The organism is Dactylosporangium sp. NPDC005555, from assembly GCF_040605635.1.
GTDB lineage: Bacteria > Actinomycetota > Actinomycetes > Mycobacteriales > Micromonosporaceae > Dactylosporangium.
In genome coordinates this window covers 167,446-186,779 of record NZ_JBEXDG010000011.1, presented here as the reverse complement: position 1 = coordinate 186,779, position 19,334 = coordinate 167,446, and the positions used below count along the sequence as shown (strand labels likewise).

14 protein-coding genes are annotated in these 19,334 nt (G+C 70.3%); 7 read left to right on the top strand and 7 right to left on the bottom strand.

Features of this window, described 5'->3' with window-relative positions; genetic code table 11:
• Position 1: 1 nt before the first annotated feature.
• Positions 2 to 1,180 (bottom strand): GGDEF domain-containing protein, encoded by a 1,179-nt coding sequence (locus tag ABZS58_RS15640; protein ID WP_354781800.1) that lies wholly within the window; start codon positions 1,178 to 1,180, stop codon positions 2 to 4.
• Positions 1,181 to 1,289: 109 nt separating this feature from the next.
• Between ABZS58_RS15640 and ABZS58_RS15635 the strand changes: the two genes are divergently transcribed.
• The 5 genes from ABZS58_RS15635 to ABZS58_RS15615 all read left to right on the top strand — a co-directional run bounded on the left by ABZS58_RS15635 (position 1,290) and on the right by ABZS58_RS15615 (position 5,407).
• On the top strand, positions 1,290 to 2,663 hold the full coding sequence (locus ABZS58_RS15635; protein ID WP_354781798.1) for an extracellular solute-binding protein: 1,374 nt from the start codon (positions 1,290 to 1,292) through the stop codon (positions 2,661 to 2,663).
• 47 nt (positions 2,664 to 2,710) lie between these two features.
• A complete protein-coding gene (locus ABZS58_RS15630) occupies positions 2,711 to 3,271 on the top strand; it encodes a sugar O-acetyltransferase (protein ID WP_354781796.1) in 561 nt (186 codons plus the stop codon).
• A 1-nt stretch (position 3,272) separates the two neighbouring features.
• Entirely contained in the window at positions 3,273 to 3,827 is a 555-nt protein-coding gene (locus ABZS58_RS15625; RefSeq protein ID WP_354781794.1) for a TetR family transcriptional regulator, read from the top strand.
• On the top strand, positions 3,824 to 5,041 hold the full coding sequence (locus ABZS58_RS15620; RefSeq protein ID WP_354781792.1) for an MFS transporter: 1,218 nt from the start codon (positions 3,824 to 3,826) through the stop codon (positions 5,039 to 5,041). Before ABZS58_RS15625 ends, ABZS58_RS15620 begins: the two co-directional genes overlap by 4 nt.
• An 87-nt stretch (positions 5,042 to 5,128) precedes the next feature.
• On the top strand, positions 5,129 to 5,407 hold the full coding sequence (locus ABZS58_RS15615) for a GlsB/YeaQ/YmgE family stress response membrane protein (protein ID WP_354781790.1): 279 nt from the start codon (positions 5,129 to 5,131) through the stop codon (positions 5,405 to 5,407).
• Between the two features lie 147 nt (positions 5,408 to 5,554).
• Here ABZS58_RS15615 and ABZS58_RS15610 read toward each other — a convergent pair whose 3' ends face one another.
• From ABZS58_RS15610 to ABZS58_RS15595, 4 genes are all read right to left on the bottom strand, one after another.
• Positions 5,555 to 6,961: a hypothetical protein gene (locus tag ABZS58_RS15610; protein WP_354781788.1), complete on the bottom strand. Its 1,407-nt coding sequence runs from the start codon at positions 6,959 to 6,961 to the stop codon at positions 5,555 to 5,557.
• Between the two features lie 16 nt (positions 6,962 to 6,977).
• Positions 6,978 to 8,510 (bottom strand): NAD(P)/FAD-dependent oxidoreductase, encoded by a 1,533-nt coding sequence (locus ABZS58_RS15605; RefSeq protein WP_354781786.1) that lies wholly within the window; start codon positions 8,508 to 8,510, stop codon positions 6,978 to 6,980.
• 192 nt (positions 8,511 to 8,702) lie between these two features.
• Complete coding sequence (locus ABZS58_RS15600) at positions 8,703 to 9,179, bottom strand: GtrA family protein (RefSeq protein WP_354781784.1); 477 nt, start codon at positions 9,177 to 9,179, stop codon at positions 8,703 to 8,705.
• Positions 9,180 to 9,213: 34 nt separating this feature from the next.
• On the bottom strand, positions 9,214 to 11,475 hold the full coding sequence (locus tag ABZS58_RS15595) for a hypothetical protein (RefSeq protein ID WP_354781782.1): 2,262 nt from the start codon (positions 11,473 to 11,475) through the stop codon (positions 9,214 to 9,216).
• A 175-nt stretch (positions 11,476 to 11,650) separates the two neighbouring features.
• Between ABZS58_RS15595 and ABZS58_RS15590 the strand changes: the two genes are divergently transcribed.
• Positions 11,651 to 12,661, top strand: a complete 1,011-nt coding sequence (locus tag ABZS58_RS15590) for a glycosyltransferase family 2 protein (protein WP_354781780.1) — start codon at positions 11,651 to 11,653, stop codon at positions 12,659 to 12,661.
• Entirely contained in the window at positions 12,595 to 15,327 is a 2,733-nt protein-coding gene (locus tag ABZS58_RS15585; protein WP_354781778.1) for a TIM-barrel domain-containing protein, read from the top strand. The genes ABZS58_RS15590 and ABZS58_RS15585 overlap by 67 nt, the downstream gene beginning before the upstream one ends.
• Here the strand turns inward: ABZS58_RS15585 and ABZS58_RS15580 are convergent.
• Positions 15,314 to 17,212, bottom strand: coding sequence for a cell wall-binding repeat-containing protein (locus tag ABZS58_RS15580; protein ID WP_354781776.1), 1,899 nt, complete (start codon positions 17,210 to 17,212; stop codon positions 15,314 to 15,316). The genes ABZS58_RS15585 and ABZS58_RS15580 overlap by 14 nt on opposite strands.
• Positions 17,213 to 17,420: 208 nt before the next feature.
• A complete protein-coding gene (locus tag ABZS58_RS15575) occupies positions 17,421 to 19,325 on the bottom strand; it encodes a cell wall-binding repeat-containing protein (protein WP_354781774.1) in 1,905 nt (634 codons plus the stop codon).
• Positions 19,326 to 19,334 lie beyond the last annotated feature (9 nt).

The following is a 19,334-nucleotide window of genomic DNA, read 5'->3' as shown; positions in this document are numbered from 1 at the left end:
CTCAGCGCACGGCCTGCTCGATGAGGCGGACCGTGGGCTCGCGATAGACGGCGAAGCCGCCCTTGTCACCCTGTTTCACCTGATACATCGCCATGTCGGCGTCGCGGAGGAGCTGGTTGCCGTCGCGGCCGCCGCCGCTGATGGCGACGCCGACGCTGGCGCCGACCCGGACCTCGGTGCCGGCGATCTCGAACGGCTCGCCGACGGTGGCGACGATGCGCTCGGCCACCCGCACCGCGACGCCGGCGTCGCCGCCGGAGATGACGATCGCGAACTCGTCGCCGCCGAGGCGGACCACGGTGTCTTCGCCGCGGACCGCGGCCAGCAGCCGGCTGGACACGCCGACCAGGAGGTCGTCGCCGGCGGCGTGGCCGAGCTGGTCGTTGACGGGCTTGAAGTTGTCCAGGTCGACCAGCAGCAGCGCCCGGTCGGCGCTGTCGGCGGCGGCGCCGCCCTCCAGCAGCTCGGTGAGCAGGCGCCGGTTGGGCAGCCCGGTCAGCGGGTCGTGCGAGGCCTGGTGCCGGATCAGCGCCTCGTGCTCGGCGAGGGTGTCCAGCGCGATCTGCTGCTGCTCCAGCATCTCCTCGTTGGCCTTGGTGGTGAGACGGTGCTCGCGCTCGAAGCGGTAGAGCAGCACGCCGATCGAGACGAGGGCGAGGGCCATGGCGACGGCGAGCGACAGGTCGGCGATCGTGTTGGCCAGCTCCGCGGCGTCGGCCTCCTGCTGCTCGAGGCTGCGCAGCTGGGTGTTGAGCCGGCCGAACTGCGGCTCGGTCTGCCGCTTCTCCAGCGCCCGCGCCTCCTTGATCTTGCCGACGCCGAGCATGCCGAGCTCGGTGTCCAGCACGGCGTGGTACGCGTTGACGCTGGCCTCCAGGCCTTCGACGGTCTTGGGGTCGAGGTCGCCGAGCGCGTCGATCAGGGCGCGCTCGCGGCTGCGGATCGCGCCGAGCTCGCGGGCGACCGTCACCGGCGTGTTGCGGTCGGCGACGGTCTTCCACTGCAGCGAGCTCTCCTCGTGCAGCAGCATGTTGAGCTCGCTCAGGTGCGACCGGGTGGCCTCGTGCGCCTGGCTGCGGCCGTGCAGGTACACATTGGCGAAGGTCACGCCGCCGAGCAGCACGATCGCGAGTGCCAGCACCCGCGGCCATCGCCACTTGACCTTCCCGACCTGTCGCATGGCACTGAGATCGGCACGCGCGGGCCGAGTTTCGGGTTTTGCGCTGGGGATTTGCTCTCAGCACGCGGGCGCTCGGGACGATTGGCCTGATGACTACAGGGGGTGCCCAGTGCAACGCAGCCTGAGCCGTCGCCGGCTGATCATGACCGCGGCCGCCGCCGCGGCGACGCTCCTGCCGGCCGCCGCGTGCGCCGGGAAGGGCGACGGGAAGTCCGGAGGCGTGGGGTACGCCGCCGACCAGCCGCCCGTCACGATCGACTTCTGGTACATGCCGTACGGCGGACCGGTGCAGGACCAGGCGGTCATCACCGAGACCGAGGAGTTCCACAAGGCGCACCCGAACATCACGGTCAACGCGGTCCGGGTGCCGTGGGACGAGGCGCTGACCCGGCTCAGCACCGCGTCGACCAGCGGCGAGGGCCCGGACGTGACGGTGCTCGGCACCACCTGGGTGGCCGGGTTCAGCTCGATCGGCGCGCTGCGGCCCTACAGCATCGAGGAGATCGCGGCGGTCGGCGGCGAGGCCGCGTTCGCCAAGGCGAGCTGGAGCTCCAGCCACCTGATCACCTCCGAGGAGATCACCGCGCTGCCGTGGCTGATCGACATCCGGGCGCTGTTCTACCGCACCGACGTGCTGAAGAACGTCGGCCTGGACCCGAAGGAGGCGTTCGCGACCTGGGACTCGTTCGAGGCCACCCTGCGGAAGATCAAGGCGGCGGACCTCGGGATCGCGCCGCTCGCCATCGGCCTGCAGAACAACTTCGGCATCATCCACAACGTGGCCCCGTTCATCTGGGGCGCCGGCGGCGACCTGATCAAGGAAGACGGCACGAAGTCGATGCTCGCCGAGCCCGCCGCGGTCGACGGCGTCACCTACTACCAGCGGCTCATCGGCCTGTACGACGACCCGAAGGCGATGGCCCTGTCCTCCAGCGACGTGCCGCGGGCGTTCGCCGAGGGTACCGGCGCGATCACCATCGACAACTCGCAGTCGGTCGCCGAGTTCGCCTCCGACACCTCCCGGGCCGGGCTGAAGGCGGGCTGGGCGACGGCGCCGATGCCGGCCGGCAAGGCGGGCAGGTTCGGTTTCCTGGGCGGCTCCAACCTGGGCATTCTCAAGGAGGCCAAGCATCCCGAGGCGGCGTTCGAGTTCGTCCGGTACCTGACGGGCAAGGCGAGCCAGCAGCGCTACAGCGTCAACTCCGGGCTGTGGCCGGCCCGCACCGAGGCGATCGAGGGCACGAAACTCGCCACCGAGCCGGAGTACGCCGCGTTCCGCGAGATGATCCCGCACGGCAAGATGTACCCCTCGGTCTCCGCCTGGATCATCGTCGAGTCGGTGATCGCGAAGGACCTCGTCGACCTGTGGAGCGCCCCGGGCGCCCTCGACCGCAGCCAGGTCCAGGCCATCATGACCACCACGACGACCGACATCGACGAGGCGCTGCAGGACCCGACGAACACGGGCATCACGCCCGACTGAAGACGTCACTGTGTACAGATGTACACATCATGTGTACGGTTGTACACATGACCGGGAAGACCATGCGCGAGCGGATGCTGGCCGGCGAGCTGTACATCGCAGACGACCCGCAACTGGCCGCCGACGACGCCCGCGCGCAGTCGCTCACCCATCGGTTCAACACGATGGACCCCACCGACCAGGCCGGTCGGCGGGAGGTGCTGACGTCGCTGCTCGGCCGCTACGGCGAGGGCGCCTACATCCGGCCGCCGCTGCGGTGCGACTACGGGTATCAGACGAGCTTCGGCGCCCGGGCGTTCGCCAACTGGGGCCTCGTGTGCAACGACGTCGCCACCATCACGGTCGGCGACGACGTGCAGATCGGCCCCGGCGTGCAGCTGCTGACGTCCACCCACCCGCTGGAGCCGGGGCCGCGGCGGGACAAGTGGGAGGCGGCGAAGCCGATCGTCATCGGCGACAACGTCTGGCTCGGCGGCGGCGTCATCGTCTGCCCCGGGGTCACGATCGGCGCCGACACGGTCGTCGGGGCCGGGTCGGTCGTGGTCCGCGACCTGCCCTCGGGCGTGCTCGCGGTCGGCAACCCGGCCCGGATCGTCCGGGCACTTTGAGATGGCCACCGGGACCCGGCGCCACGACCCCAACCGCAAGGACCGCATCGTCGACGCGGCCATCTCGGTCATCGCCGAGCACGGCGTCGCGGGCACCACACACCGGCTCATCGCGACGGCCGCCGACGTGCCGCTCGGCTCGCTGACGTACCACTTCAGCGGCCTCGACGACCTGCGCGCCCAGGCGTTCCAGCGGCACGCCGAGCGCATGTCGGCGGCCTACGAGTCGCATTTCCTGGACGTGCACACGCATGACGCGCTGATCGAGGCGCTCACCGACCTGATCCACGGCGACGCCGGCGCGGACACCGCCGACTGGGCCGTCGCCTATGAGCTGTACCTGGCCGCGCTGCGCGACCCCTCGCTGCGCACCATCACCGAGACCTGGATGCGCACCAGCCGCGCCGTGCTCGAACGCTTCGTCGACCCGACCACCGCACGGGGCGTCGACGCCCTGATCGAGGGCCTGGTCATGCACAAGACACTGTCAACGGCACCCGTATCACGCTCCGACATCCGCGTGATCGTGGCCCGCACCCTCGGAGACCCTCGATGACCCTGACCGCCGGGCCGGCGTCCACCACCTCGCTGCGCGCCGCGACCCGCGCCGTCTACGCCGCCTTCATCTGGTCCGGTTTCGCCATGGCGAGCTGGGCGACGCGCATCCCGCAGATCCGCGACGACCTGCGCCTCGGGCCTTCCCAGCTCGGACTGGTCCTCGTCGCCATCGCCGCCGGCTCGATCGTCTCGCTCGTGCTGTCGGGCCAGATCGTCGCGCGTCTCGGCTCGCGGGCCACCGTTGCCACGATGGCCGTGCTGCTCACCGTCGGTCTGGTGGTCGTCGCCACCGGGTATCACCTCGGCGTGCCGCCGGTCGTGCTCGGCCTCTTCGCGTTCGGCTTCGCCAACGGCGCCTGGGACGTCGCGATGAACGTGCAGGGCGCGCTGGTCGAACGCCACCTCGAACGGGCGATCATGCCGCGCTTCCATGCCGGATACAGCGTCGGCACCGTCGCGGGCGCCCTGATCGGCACGGCAATGGTCGCGTTGAAGGTCCCCGTCACCTTGCACCTGTCCGCGGTCGCGCTGCTGGCCGGCGCCAGCACGTTCTTCATGGTCCGGACGTTCCTGCCCGACGAGGCTCCCGCCTCGGCTTCGTCCGCCCCCTCCTCCGGCGGCATCCTGCGATTCTGGACCGAGCCGCGGACCCTGCTCGTCGGCGTGTTCGTGCTGGCCTTCGCCTTCACCGAGGGCGCGGGCATCGACTGGATCTCCGTCGCCGTCATCGACGGGTATCACACGCCCGCCGCGGTCGGCACGCTCGCCTTCACCGTGTTCCTGACGGCGATGACCGCCGGCCGGTGGTTCGGTCCCGCGCTGCTCGACCGGTACGGCCGCGTCCCGGTCGTGCGCACCCTGGCCGTCATCGCCCTGGCCGGCCTGGCGCTGTTCATCTTCGGCCCCAACACCGCCGTCGCCTACGCCGGCGCGCTCCTCTGGGGCACCGGCGCCTCCCTGGGCTTCCCCGTCGCGATGAGCGCCGCCTCCGACGACCCGGCCAAGGCAGCGGGGCGGGTCAGCGTGGTCGCGTCGATCGGCTACTGCGCCTTCCTGGGCGGCCCGCCGCTCATCGGCCTGCTCGGCGACCACATGTCGGTCCTCCGTGCGCTCATCGTGATCCCTGGCCTGCTGACCGTCGCCTTCCTGCTGGCCGGCGTCCTCCGCCCGCTTCCGGCGCCCGCATCGCCGGATCTCGTCGACGGTCGATGAGGTGTGCGTGTTTGACGGTCCCTGGGATCGGGCATCCCTGAATCAGCGGCAGATAGACGCCGTTACTTCGGGAAACAAGGAGGAACAGTGACCGTCACCGGAATCATCACTGCGCTGATCGTCGGTCTGATCGTGGGCGCGCTCGGCAGGCTGGTGGTCCCCGGCCGCCAGAACATTCCGATCTGGCTGACGATGGTCATCGGCGTGGTTGCCGCCCTGATCGGCACCTTCATCGCCAATGCCGTCGGCATCGCGACCGACACCCCCGGCGTCGACTGGGGCGAGCTCCTGGTCCAGGTGATCGTGGCCGCCATCGGTGTCGCGCTGGTCGCCGGCTTCGCAGGACGCGGCCGTCGGGCCCTCTAAGCCCCCGACCCGAACCCCAGGAAGACCCCCGGCCCACTTGGGTCCGGGGGTCTTCCCGTTTATCCACAGGCCCTGAGCAGGAACTTCCTCTTCGTACACACGTGCTATCCACAGGCTGTGGATGGAACGTGTGTACGAAGGTGCTGTCTAGGCTTCGACGGGTTTGCGGAAGCGGTGGATCGAGAGGGCGAGCGCGATCGGGGCCAGGGTCAGCAGCGGCATGATGTAGCGGATGTCGATCGCGGAGAGGGCGAGGGACATCATCACCAGGGCGACGGAGATCGTGGCCAGGAAGACGGCGTCGAGGTTCTCGTAGCCGCGCTGCTTGCGGGGGCGGCGGAGGGCTGCGGCGAGGATGAACAGCAGCATGAAGACGAACAGGAAGCCGGGGGTGGTGAAGACCGTGCCGTAGGCGTGCATGGTCTTGTTCTGCCAGTTGGCGGGTTCGCCGGCGACGGCCTCGGCGCCCGGCAGGAAGGGCTTGACCATCAGCGTCGCCGAGCAGGTGTCGCCCGAGCCGGCAGACGGCATGTTCCAGCGGTCGTGGACGCATTCGGTGCGCCAGGGGCCGTGCCAGCCGGGCTGGAACATGTGCAGGGTGTCGGCGAAGACGACCTCGATGTAGCCGCCCGGCTGGGCCAGGATGGCTTTGGTGGCGAAGGACTTGTAGATGTTGTCGTCCTTGTACCGCCTGACGAGGTCCGTCGGGTCGTCGTACCAGAGGTAGGAGTCCGGGCCGAGGCGCTGGCCGAGCGGCTCCAGCGGGCAGAGCTCGCGCTCCTCCGCCGTGAAGTCGACCTTGTCGCAGTCGACGAAGGTGGTGGTGCGGGACCACATGTAGCGGCCGGTGTACGTGTTGATGGCGTAGACGCCGTGCTCGTGGTGGAACCAGACCATGTAGCCGGCGAGCGGGATGGCCATCGCCACGCAGAAGGCCGCGAGCTGCTTCCAGCCGACGCGCCGCACGATGAGATACACGATGGCGATGGCGAGCAGGACCTGGCCGATGGTGCGGGTGAGGCTCGCGGCGGCGAAGAAGCCGCCGGACAGCGCGGCGACCCACAGCGGCAGGCGCTCCCTGGGCCACAGCAGGAGCACGACGGCGAGCAGCAGGAGCGTCGAGAAGACCGTGTCCGACAGGATGTGGTGCTCGACGACGAGCTCGCGGGCGTCGAGCAGGATCGGCACGGTCGCCAGGGCGGACCAGCCGCGGGCCAGGCCGCGGCGGCGCAGCAGCGCGTAGACCACGATGCCCATGCCCAGGCCGAGCAGATGCTGGCTGAGGGCGACGACCGAGGTGCGCTGGAAGGGCTCGTGCAGCCACAGGTAGAACGGGTAGCCGAACGGCCAGATGGGGTCGGTGTCCCAGCTCTTCGCCGACAGGATGTAGGCACGCGTGTCGATGAAGTAGCCGAAGGCCGGGTAGTAGGTGACCATCATGGCCACCCGGAGGAGGACCCCGGCGGCCAGCAGACCGGTGAAGAGCTTGTTCGCGCGGATCAGACCCCAGAAGCGGGACAGGCCCGAGGGGCCGGCGGTGACGGGTTCCGTCACCGCCGGCAGCGTGGCTTCATCGGTCGACATCGGCCGTGCTGGGTGCGTCGACGCGAGGCGTCTGGCGGGGGATCACGGGAGCGCTGCGACCGGTGCCGGCGGCCGCGGCGGGCTTGTCGCTGGTCGACTTCTCCTCGTGATACTCCTCCTCCACGTTGACCTCCCACACGTCGTGGGTGGTGCCGGAGGCGATGTTCTCGGCGGTGAGCAGCGCCGTCATCATCGAGTGGTCGGCGTTGTTGTAACGGTGCATGCCGTTACGGCCGACGGGGTGCGCGTTGGTGACATTCGCGTCGAGCCAGGCCCGCAGCACGTCGACGTTGCGCTGGTACGTCTCGTCGTAGGTCGGGTAGGCCTTGGGCATGCGCACGACGTAGCCGGTCTCGACGGCGCCTTCCTTGACCAGGCCGAGCCGCTCCAGCTCCGAGGTGGCGAACGCGACCAGGTCCTCGTCGGACTTGACCCACATCTCGTCGTTCTCGAAGACGAAGTACTCCATGCCGAGGCAGGTGCGGCCGTCCTTGACCATGTACGGCGACCAGGAGCCGAAGTTCTGGATCCGGCCGACCTTCACGTGCGGGTCGTGGATGTAGATCCAGTTGTCCGGGAAGGAGAACTCCTGCGGCACGACCAGCGCGACGGTGAGGAAGTCGCGGTAGTGCAGGTCCTTGGCGGCGAGGATGGCGTCGTGGTCGGCGGCCGGCTCCATCGCGAGGACCAGCTCGGACAGCGGCATCGAGGAGATCAGGTGGTCCAGCGGCACGCGCCGCTCGCCCATGGCGTCGGCGACGTCGACGGCGGTGACCTTCTTGGTCTCCGGGTCGCGGTGGATCGTCTTGACCCAGGTCTGCATCGTGACCGTGCCGCCGAGCTTCTCGACGTGCTCGGTGCACCGCTCCCACATCATGCCGGGGCCGAACTTCGGGTACTGGAACTCCTCGATGAGGCTCGCGATGTCCTTCTGGTTGCGCTTCGGCATGAGCGCGTTCATCACGGCGCTGGACAGCGAGAGGTTCTTGATGCGCTGGGCGGCCCAGTCGGCCTGCAGGGCCGTGGCGGGCATGCCCCACACCTTCTCGGTGTAGGTCTTGAAGAAGATCGAGTAGAGGCGCCACCCGAAGCGGGCGGAGACCCAGCCCTCGAAGTGCGACTGGTCCTTCGGCGGGCGGATGCGGGCCGCGGTGTAGGACGCGACACAGCGCACGGCCTCCCAGACGCCGAGGTTGCGCAGGGCGTTCATCGCCTTCAACGGGTAGTCGAAGAGCTTGCCGCGGTAGTAGATGCGGCTCATGCGGGGGCGCAGCAGGAAGTCCTCGTCGGGGAGGATCTCGTGCCACAGTGCCTCGACCTCGGGCACCTTGGTGAAGAACCGGTGGCCGCCGATGTCGAAGCGCCAGCCGTCGCGCTCGACGGTCTGGCTGATGCCCCCGACGACCTTGTCGGCCTCGAAGACCTGCACCGGCAGATTCTGCTTCGCCAGGGCGTAAGCGGCGGTGAGACCGGCCGGACCGGCCCCGATGACTACAGTGGTCGGCTTCTCGCCAGACACAATGGCACTCCCTGCCAGCTCGATTACACCCCGTGAAGCGCGCGACGGCCTGGCGGCCAGCACGAACGGCGACACTAAAGGACATGTCGGTGAACGGCAACCCGCCGGACACAAGTTCACTTGCCGGTTACAGTGCCGCCGACCGCGCTCCCGGGGCACTCGTCGGACGACCGTGCGTACTTTACAACCCGTTCAGCCGACCTCAGCCGGCGTCGCCGGTCGTCGATCTTTGAAGACCCATAACCGGTACAACATGTAGTTACTGCCTGTAGTCAAAACGAGGGCGATGGCCTTCGCGATGAGATAGTTCAGGCCCATCGCCGTGAACGCGGTCACGAGGATCGCGGTCAGCACCCAGTTGACGCAGCCGAGGAAGAAATACTTGCCGAACTGGCCGACGACCGGGGCCTGGCTCCGGAAGGACCAGATCCGGTTGAGGGCGAAGTTGCAGAAGAACGCGAGGGTGACCGCGATGAACGCGGCGATCCCCACCGGAACGCCCAGGCCGCCGTGCAGCCCGTAGAGCAGGCCGAAGTCGGCGGCGGCGCTCAGGACGCCGATCACGAGATAGCGGAAGGCGCTGTGCTCGACGACGGCGCCGATCCGCCCCCGCCGGACATCGACGGACCCCACCTCCACGCTCATGCCGCTGCGCTCCGGCCCGCTCATGCCGCCCAGGGTACGGGCTGACCGATCGGGCACTTCATCGGGCCGGAACGGCGCCACGCCGGCGAAGTCGCCGGACGCGAACCGTGTGGTAGGTGCAGTAGCCGGCGCCGATGAGCACGCCGACCGCGAGCAGCTCGACGCCGGTGCGCAGGCCGGCGGGGACGAACCAGAGCTTCAACGTCCCTTCGCCCGCCTGCGGCACGTCGACCTGGATCAGCCCGGCCGGGCCCCGGTCGACCGGCAGGTAGCGCCCGTCGACGGAGGCGTGCCAGCCCGGCCAGGCCAGCGCGGCCACGATGAGCCGCCCGCCGCCGGTGTACCGGATCTCCTCAGACGCATGAGCGGCCTGGTCGGCGGTGACCGTCAGGCCCGGCGAGGTCCACGAGACCCGGCCCGTCGGGTGCGGCAGGGCAGCGGTCCGGCGGATCACGGTGGCATACGCGCCGCGGTCGCCGGTCTCCCAGCCGGGCGGCGCCGCCGCGAGGTCGAACAGGTATGGCTGATCCCGTTGCAGCTCAGGGGTCTTCTGCAGGGTGCCGGGGACCTGGCTGTTGAGCAGCGTGACGGTCTGCAGCCGCAGCAGGTCCGCCAGGGGCACGCCGGTCGCGGGGTCGAGCGCGAACACCCGCCGGTAGGCGTCGTCGCAGACGCTGCCCTCGTATTCCATGCACAGCGCGGCGCCGAACTGCCGGTTGCCCATGCCGGTGTACGCGTTGAGTGCGGACATGCCGGCGACGTGGCTCACGTTGCCGAACAGGACCTCGCGCCAGGCCCGGTCCGGCTGTTTGTCGACGGCCCGGATCTTGTCGAAGGAGTTCGCGATGATCAGCGTGTTGCCGTCGGACCGGTCGGCGAAGTCGGCGCGCAGCTGGGCGACGTCGTGCGGGAACTGCCAGGGCGTGATGTCGCGGTTGCGCGGGAACCAGTTGAGCTGCAGGACCAGCAGCATCAGGGTCCCCGCGATCAGGGCGGGCGTGACCAGGCGGGCCCGGTGCCGGGCGGCCAGCACGACCGCCAGGACCAGCACGCCGACCACCAGCGCCGCCTCCGCGGCCCGCCGGGTCTGGTCGGGGCGGTCGGCCCAGACCAGGTAGGTGGACAGGAGGATCAGCCCGGCCGAGCCGAGGCCGCGCCGGACGGCGTTGTCGGTGCGCAGACCGGCGCTGAGCAGCAGCGCGACGACCAGGATGACGGCCAGGAACAGGTATTCGATCAGCCGGGCCGGCCAGCGGAACATCCACAGGTTGGACGGGGCCAGGGTCAGCGCCAGGTAGGCGACGCCGACGGCGGCGATGCCGGCCCGGGCGCGGAACTCCCGCAGCGCCGGCCAGGCGAACCACGGCAGCAGCGGCACGATGAACCACGCCAGGTAGGCGATCGGGGTGGTGGCGGGCCCGAAGGTGTAGAGGCGCGGCACATACGTCGGGGCGCTCAGGTTGAGCAGCTGGCCGAGGCCAGGCACGAGCTGGCCGGTGTTGAAGACGCCGCCGGCCTGGCGGGTGCCGACCGGCTGCATACCGAGCAGCGGCAGGAAGACGATCGCGGCCATCAGCCCGGCGGCGAGACCGATCACGGCCACCCCGACCGCGGCCCGCACCTGCCGGTTGACCAGGCGCTCGACGATCACCGCGGCGACGACGACCACGACGCCGAGCACGCTGTAGGGACTGCCCGACGTCGTCGTGAGGCCGGCGACGATCAGCGGCACGACCGGGTGCAGGCGGCCGCGCGCATACCGGCGCAGCGTCCACCACGTGTGGACGGTGAGGGTGAAGGCGATGAGGTTGGTGACCCAGGCCTGCGCGTCCCAGAACAGCGTGTAACCGCTGAACGGCATCGCGACCGCGACGACGGCGGCGGCCGAGCGGTTGGCGCCATACTCGCGGGCGAGCAGGTAGACGCCGGCGGCGAGCAGGACCAGGAACTCGGTCTTGATCAGGATGGCGGAGACCGCCAGGTCGGGCAGCAGCGCCACCAGCACGGCATTCGCCATGGTCAGCGGGTTGAACAGGCCGAACTGCGCTTCCCCGGCGAAGTTGCCGCCGAGCCAGGTGTCGACGTCCAGCATCGGCAGCCGACCCTGCAGCAGCTGCTCGCCGATCAGGCGCCAGCCCGGGATGATCACCGACGAGGTGTCGTCGTAATAGTAGAAAAGGTGCGTCTTGAGCACCGGCAGCTGCGCGGCGAACGCGACGATGACCGCCACGACGCCGAGGCCGACAAGGTCTGAGCGTCGGCGGGGGCCGGGGGCGGGAGCGGACTCGACGGCGGGCCGGTCCACGAGCAGGTCCTGCACGGTGCGGGCACTCCTTCGTCGGGGCGTCCCGGAGTCTAGTCAGAACCGGGGCGTCCCATCGCCCGCCGTTCGACCGGGGTCGAAAGGAGGGTGGCGAGACCGGCCGAGCGGGGGTCGCGGATGTCTCCGCCCCCGCGTTACTGTGTGTCCGCATTGCCAGACGAGAGGCCCTCACGTGTTGTCCGTGGTTGTTCCGTGCTTCAACGAAGCCGAGACACTTGTCCGACTGCACGACCGGATCACCGCCGAGGTCGCGGCGGCCGGTGAGACCTGCGAGCTGATCTACGTCGACGACGGCAGCTCCGATGACACGCTTGCCATCCTGCGCAAGCTCGCCGCCAACGACGACCGCGTCCGGTATGTCGCGTTCAGCCGGAACTTCGGCAAGGAAGCCGCGATGTATGCCGGGCTGCGGCACACCACCGGCGAGGCGATCATCATCATGGACGCCGACCTGCAGCACCCGCCGGAGCTGATCTCGCAGCTGGTGGCCATGTGGCGCACCGGCATCGACCAGGTCGTCGCCCGGCGCAACCGGGCCGGCGACCCGAGGACCAGGACGTTCCTGAGCAAGGCGTTCTACCGGCTGGTCAACCGCTGGATCGAGGTCCGGCTGGTCGACGGCGCCGGGGACTTCCGGCTCATCTCCCGCCCGGTCGTCGACGCGATCCTCGCGATGCCCGAATACAACCGCTTCTCCAAGGCGATGTTCGCCTGGGTCGGCTTCGACGTCGCCTACATCGAGTATCAGAACGTGTCCCGCCAGGGCGGCGCCACCTCGTGGACGTTCCCGAAGCTGGTCAACTACGCGATGGACGGCCTGCTGTCGTTCAACAACCGGCCGCTGCGGCTGGCGATCTACCTCGGCCTGTTCATGACGTCGATCGCCGTGGCCTACATGCTGTGGATCATCGGCGTGAGCGTCGCCAGCGGCATCGACTCCCCCGGCTACGTCACGCTGCTCACCGCGATCGTCGGCCTGGGCGGGCTGCAGATGATCGTCGTCGGCGTGATCGGCGAGTATGTCGGCCGCATCTACTACGAGGTGAAGCGCCGCCCGCACTTCCTGCTCAAGGAGGCGCACCTGCCTCGGATCGCGATGACCGAGGAGCGCGAGGCGTGGCCGGTGCTGAGCCCACTTCCAACCCAGCGTCAGTCCTCGGAGATCGTCGACCCGGCCCCTTAATCGCGCTCGGTGTCACCGCGGCGCTGCTGTTCGGTGGCGCGATCGTCGCGGCCGACGACGACGACCCGTCCCCGCCCGCGGCGGTGCACGACGGCCGGGCCAGGTTCCAGGTGCTGTCGCCGACGCTGATCCGGATGGAGTACGCGCCGGACGGCCGGTTCGAGGACCGGCCGACCTTCAACGCCGTCAACCGTGACCTTCCGGTGCCGGCGTACACGAGCGACATCGAGCACGGCGAGCGCGTCATCAGGACCGACCGGCTGACGCTGCGGTACAAGCTGAACTCCGGCCCGTTCTCCGACGGCAACGTGACCGTCGAGCCCCGCGACAGCGCCCCCGCGCACCCGGTGTGGCGGCTCGCGGGCGACTGCGACTACGGCGTCGCCTGCGAGGCGGAGCTGACGCGCCTGTCCGGCGGTGCCGGGCTCGCCGACGACCAGCGAGGCTTCACCGGGCCGGGGTTCGTCGACGGCATGCAGGGCACGGTCGCCTGGTCGGCAGCGCACGTGCCGGCCGCCGGCATGCACCGCGTCGGGTTCCGCTACGCCAACGGCGGCGACGGGACGCAGACGGCGCTGATCACCGCCGGCGACACGAAGGTGCGCCTCGACCTGCCACCGACCGGCGGCTGGGACGACTGGGCGGAGACGGCGGCGGTCATGGAGCTGCCCGCCGGGTCCAGCGGCGTGTCGGTCGGCTGCGCGGACGCCGCCGCAAAACGGTGTGCGTTCAACGTCGACAGCGTGGCGGTGACGGCGACCGGAGCGGCGTATCCGGCGATGGCCGACGCGGCGCACAGCGCGGCGAACCTGGGCGGCTGGCGGCGCAGCCTCGACTACGCCGACGGGCCGCGGCCGCTGTACGACGGCCTGCTGAGTCGCGACGGCTGGTTCCTGCTCAACGACTCCGCCACGGCACTGGCGACCGGGCAGCCGCGCACCGTGCAGGACACCTACCAGGACGGTTACCTGTTCGGGTACGGGCAGGACTACCGCCGGGCGTTGCAGGATCTGCGCGACCTGACGGGCCCGGCGGTGACGTTGCCGCGCTGGGCGTTCGGCACGTGGTTCTCGCGCTACTACCCGTACAAGGACGCCGACTACCGCGACGACATCCTGCCCGCGTTCCGCGAGAACGACGTCCCGCTGGACGTGCTGGTCGTCGACACCGACTTCAAGTCACCAGGGTTCTGGAACGGCTGGGACTGGAACCCGGCGCTGTTCCCCGACCCGAAGGGCTTCCTGGACTGGGCGACCGGCGAGGGGCTGCGGGTCGCGCTGAACATCCACCCGAGCATCCGCGCCGACGACCCGCACTACGCCGAGGTGGTCGAGACCGTCGGCCACGAGCTGCCGGTCGGCGCGTGCGAGGCGGGCAACCCGTGCCGGGTGTTCGACTTCAGCGACCCGGTGGAGCTGCGCGCATACTTCGACCTGCACCGCCCGTTCGACGCGCTCGCCCCGATCGTGTGGTGGCCGGACAGCTGCTGCGACTCCAGCGTCGCGACCACGCCCGGCATCTCCCCGGACAGCTGGCTCAACGCGCAGTACGCCGCGTACATCGACGGGCAGGGGCGGCGCGGCTTCTCGTGGAACCGCAGCGGCAGCGGCTTCACCGCCTACGCCGAGAGCGCCGTCTACCCGGCCGGGCCGTGGGCCGACCACCGGTACACCGTCGACACCAGCATGGACACGACCTCGACGTGGGAGCTGCTGGCGTTCGCGTCGCGCTACACCGTGCTGCGCGGCGCGATCGGCATGCCGTATGAGTCGCACGACATCGGCGGCCACAACTACCCGCGGGACGGCAACCGGCTCCCGCCGGACCTCTACGCGCGGTGGGTGCAGTTCGGCGCGTTCCAGCCGCTGCTGCGGCTGCACTCCAACCACGGCTTCCGGCTGCCGTGGGACTACCCGCAGCAGGCGCGGGACTCGGCGGCGAAGTTCCTGCGGCTGCGGGAGGCGCTGATCCCCTACACGTACACCCTGGCCCGCCAGGCACGGGACACCGGCCTGCCGATGGCGCGTGGCATGTTCCTCAACTATCCGGCGTTCCAGGAGGCGTACGACTTCACGTCGCAGTACCTGTTCGGCGACGACCTGCTGGTCGCCCCGGTGACCGGGGCCGGGACGGACGGCGTGCGGACCGACGTGTGGTTCCCGCCGGGGACGTGGACGGACTGGTTCACCGGCCGCTCGTACACCGGCCCGAAGGTCGAGACCGTCACCACCGACCTCGGCACGATGCCCGTCTTCCAGCGTGCGGGCGGGATCCTGCCGACGCGCACCGACGACGTGCCCAACGCGAGCGCCTCACCCATGGACAAGGTCACCCTCGACGTCGCGACCGGCGCGAACGGGGAGTTCCGCCTGTACGAGGACGCCGGCGAGGGCCACGGTGACCGGGCCGGCGAGCTCGCCTGGACGACCATCCGCTACGACGGAGCGGTGATCATCGAAGCCCGCGACGGCGCGTTCCCGGGCGCGGTGGACAAGCGCGCGTGGACCGTCCGCCTGCGCGCGGTGGCCGCGAAACCGGCTCGGGTGCTGCTCAACGGGGCCGAACTGGACGACGGGGCCTGGTCGTTCGACGCGGGCACCCGCACCGTGACGATCCGGACCCCGCCGCTGCCGACCGGGGTGGAGCAGCGGATCAGCGTCGCGTGAGCGGCTCGCCCTCCGGCACGAGGTTCGACGACGGTGCCGCACTGCTGGAGACGATGTAGGTGCCGGGGACGCCGATCGCGTTGCCGATCGGCGGGATGATCGCATCCGGCAGCGCCAGCTTCCCGCCGAGCACGACGCCGTACTGGATGTTGCCGGAGCCGTCGGACAGGTAGTCGGCCACCGGGCCGTAGAGGGCGCCGGGCTCGGTGAGCAGCAGGGGCCCGTAGGTCGCGCCGATCATCGCGCCGCCGGTGAGGGCGTCCTGCCAGTCGCGGTTGGTGGAGATCGCCACGTTGCGCGGCGCCATGAAGAAGTGCCGGGCCAGCGCGATCGCGGTGTCCTTCTCGTTGGTGCCGACCAGCGACGTGTAGGAGAAGTTGCCCCATGCCGGTAGCTGTCCGGTCGCGGCCGCCTTCCGCAGCGCCGCGTCGCCAGGGCCGCCGGCGGTGACGACGTCGATGTCCGGCCCGATGCTGTTCAGATAGGTCGCCGAGGCGGCAGGCATGGTGCCGCCGTCGGTGAGGACGATGACGGTGCCCGGGTTGGCGCCCGCGGCCGCGCCGGCGGCGAGGGCGTCGTAGTAGTTTGCGCCGGTGGTGACGATGGCCCTCGTCGGCGTCTGGGTGATCTCCTTGTTGATCGCGACGGCGGTCTCGTAGTGGTTCTGGCCCCAGATCCGCTTCACGTTGTAGCCGAGGCTCCTGAGCGTGTCCTCGATACCCTGCGGCAGCGCGAGGGTGCCGCCGAGCAGGTAGACGGTCCTGCGCCCGCCCAGCACCCGGTTCATCTCCTGGAGCACCCGCCCGTCGATGCTGTCGATCGGTCTGGTGATCAGCAGCGGGCCGCCCTTGTTGATCGCCAGCGCGGACCCGACCAGGGCGTCGAGGTAGGTGTCCCGGCGCGACAGCACGACCGCCTGGGCGGAGCCGTCGCTCCAGTTGCGCTTGGAGGTGGCGATCGCGGTCTCGGTGCCGTCGTTGCCCCAGACGCGCGGGACGATGTTGCTCTGGATCGACTGCCAGGCGACGACGCCGGAGCCGGTGACGACGTCCGCGACGGCCTTGGTCGTGACGTCGACGGACCGCACCTTCGCGCCGCTCGTGATCAGGATGGTCTTGCCGTCGGGCGACCAGGCGATCGACGTGCCGCCGGCCGCCGTCGACGCCGCGAACGTGACGAGCTTCTGCTTGCCGGAGCCGTCCAGGCCGGCGGTCCACAGCTCGGCGTCGTCGCCCGCCGGGGTGGTGGCCGGCACCACATAGGCGATCTTGGAGAAGTCGGGGTCGACGTCGGGCAGCGTCGCGTTGGAGATCAGCAGCGTGGGGGCGACGTCCACCGGCGTGAAGCGGTAGATCGACGGCGTACCGCCGTTCTGCCGCCGCACGAAGAACAGGATGTCGTGGTCGTTGCCGTCGCCCTCGCGGGTCATCGACACCGACGGCATCGTGTCCTGCAGCATCGCCGGGTCCGGGTTCTCGCCGATGGGCGCCTCGTAGCCCGAGCCGTCGGCGGAGGCGACGAACAGCTGGCCGTCGCGGCTGAAGTAGACGCCCTCGCCGGTCGGGTTCCAGACCGGGTCCTTGTCGGCGGCGTTCGTGGTGATGACGGTCTTCCTGCTGCCGTCCTGCCGGACGGCCCGGATGCCCGCCCCCGTGGTGAAGACCAGACGGGAGCCGTCCGGCGACCATTTCCCGCCCGGGCCCTGCGCGATGACCGTCGCCTTCGAGCCGTTGGGCTCGGCGACCGTGATGGCGCCGTTGACGTTGTACGAGATCTTGCCGGGCAGGCCCGTGTGGGTGGCCTCGGCGCCGACTGCCGTGGTGGCGACGATCGCGACGGTGACGGCACCGACGGTGTACCGCCGGAGGTGCCTCGGACGCTGCATGGCAGTCCTCACATGGGAAACCGGCCGCGGCTCGGAATCCCGGCGGCGCAGATGGAGATCTTCGCGGCAGTCTAGGGGCGAATCTTTGTCGCATCCCGCTCCGGAAATCGGCTCCGGCCGAACGGCCGATGACCAAACCGGTACAGGGTGGGCAGAACGCGGAGCGGGCCCCGGCGAAGATCCGCCGGGGCCCGCTCAGATGGTGCTGTCAGCGCTTGGTCCGCAGACCCGGCACCGTGTGCGGGACCAGCGACCGCGGCCTGGCTTTCGCCGCCAGGGACGGCGCGCCGGAGTAGTAGTCGAACGTGGCGCTGAACGACTCGCCGAACGGGTCGATGAGCGCGTCCGGCAGGGCCAGGTAGCCGCCGAGCATGACGCCGAGCCAGATGCACGCCGAGTTGTCCGACAGGTATTCCGCGACCGATCCGTCGAGGTGGTCCGGACCGGTGAGCAGCAGCGGGCCGTACGCCGCGCCGATCATCGCGCCGCCGGTGAGGGCGTCCTGCCAGCCGCGGTTGGTGGAGATCGCCACGTTGCTCGGGTTCGGGAAGAAGTACTTCGCCAGTTGCAGCGCGGTGCTGATCTCGTCCTGGCCGACCAGCCGGTGGGCGTCGTCGATGGTGAAGCCGGCCCAGTTGCCCAGCTGGCCGCGCGACAGCGCGTTGGCGAGCGCCGCGTCGCCCGGCCCGCCCGCGGTGACGACCTCGACCTTGGCCGGGTTGAGGCCGTTGAGGTACGCCGCCGAGGAGGCCGGCATGCTCGCACCGTTGGTGAGCACGATGGCGAGGTTGCCCGCCGTCGCGCCCGCGGCCGCGCCGGCGGCGAGGGCGTCGTAGTAGTTCGCGCCGGTGGTGACGATCGCGACCGACGGGTTCGGCGTGATCTGCTTGTTGATCTCGACCGCGGTGTCGTAGTGCGTGTTGCCCCAGATCCGCTTGACGGTGTATCCGAGGCCCTTGAGCTGGGTCTCGATGCCGGCCGGCAGGGCAAGGGTGCCGCCCAGCAGGTAGACGTCACCGGACGAACCCAGAACCCGCTTGATCTCGGCGAGGACGCGCGGCTCGACGGTGCCGCCCGGCTTGGTGATCAGCAGCGGCGCGCCCTTCTTGATGGCGAGCGCCGAGCCGACGAGGGCGTCGAGGTAGGTGTCGCTGCGGGACAGCACCACGGCTTCGGCCGGGAACCGGCCCGCGTCCTCGGGTCCGCTGTCGTTGTCCATGTAGTTCCACTGGGACGTGGCGATCGCGGTGCCGACGCCATCGGCACCCCAGACCCGCTCGACCCCGTTGGCGTTGACGGTCTGCCAGGCCGGTGCGGTCCCAGCGGCCTTGATCGTGGTCGGCCCACTGCCGTCGACCTTGATCTTCTTCAGCGCGCCCGCGGCGGAGAAGGCGATCTCGGTGCCGTCGGGCGAGTACGACGGGTCGCTGGCCGTGCCGTCGGTGGTCAGCTGCTTCTTGGCGCTGCCGTCGGCCGCGGCGGTCCACAGGTTGCCGCCGGCGATGTAGGCGAACCGTGCGCCGTCGGGCGCGAAGTCCGGGCTGGAACCCTCGACGAGCTTGGTGTCGGGGGCCGGGTGGCCCTGGCCGAACTCGTAGATCGACACCGGCTGGCCGGGCGCCGTCCGCTCGAAGATGATCTGGGAGTTGATCGAGATGGCCGGGTCGGTGTCCTGGTAGGCGCCGGCCGGGTCCGCGCCGAACGGCTCCTCCCAGGTGCCGTTGGCGCCGGCCTGGAAGAGCTGGCCGTTGCGGCTGAAGAGCAACCCGTAGCCGCCGGGCCACCACTCCGGATCGACGTCGGCGGCGTTGCCGGTGATCTGGACGGTCTGGCCGCCACCGGCGCGGACGGTGACGAGGCCGCCGAGCGACGAGTACGCGTAGCGGCTGCCGTCGTCGGACCAGCTCCCCGTGGTGCCGGGGATGGCCGAGCTCGACGACATGAGCGTGGCGCCGCTGCCGTCGGGGTTCGCGCGGTACAGCGCGCCGCCGACCCGGTAGGCGACCTGGCCGGGCGTCCCGGGGTGGGTGGCGTTCGCCGCGGTGACGGTCGCGGCGACCGTCGCCAGGGTCACGCCGCCGATGACGAGCCGGCGGATGTAAGGACGAGACAAGGAATTCCT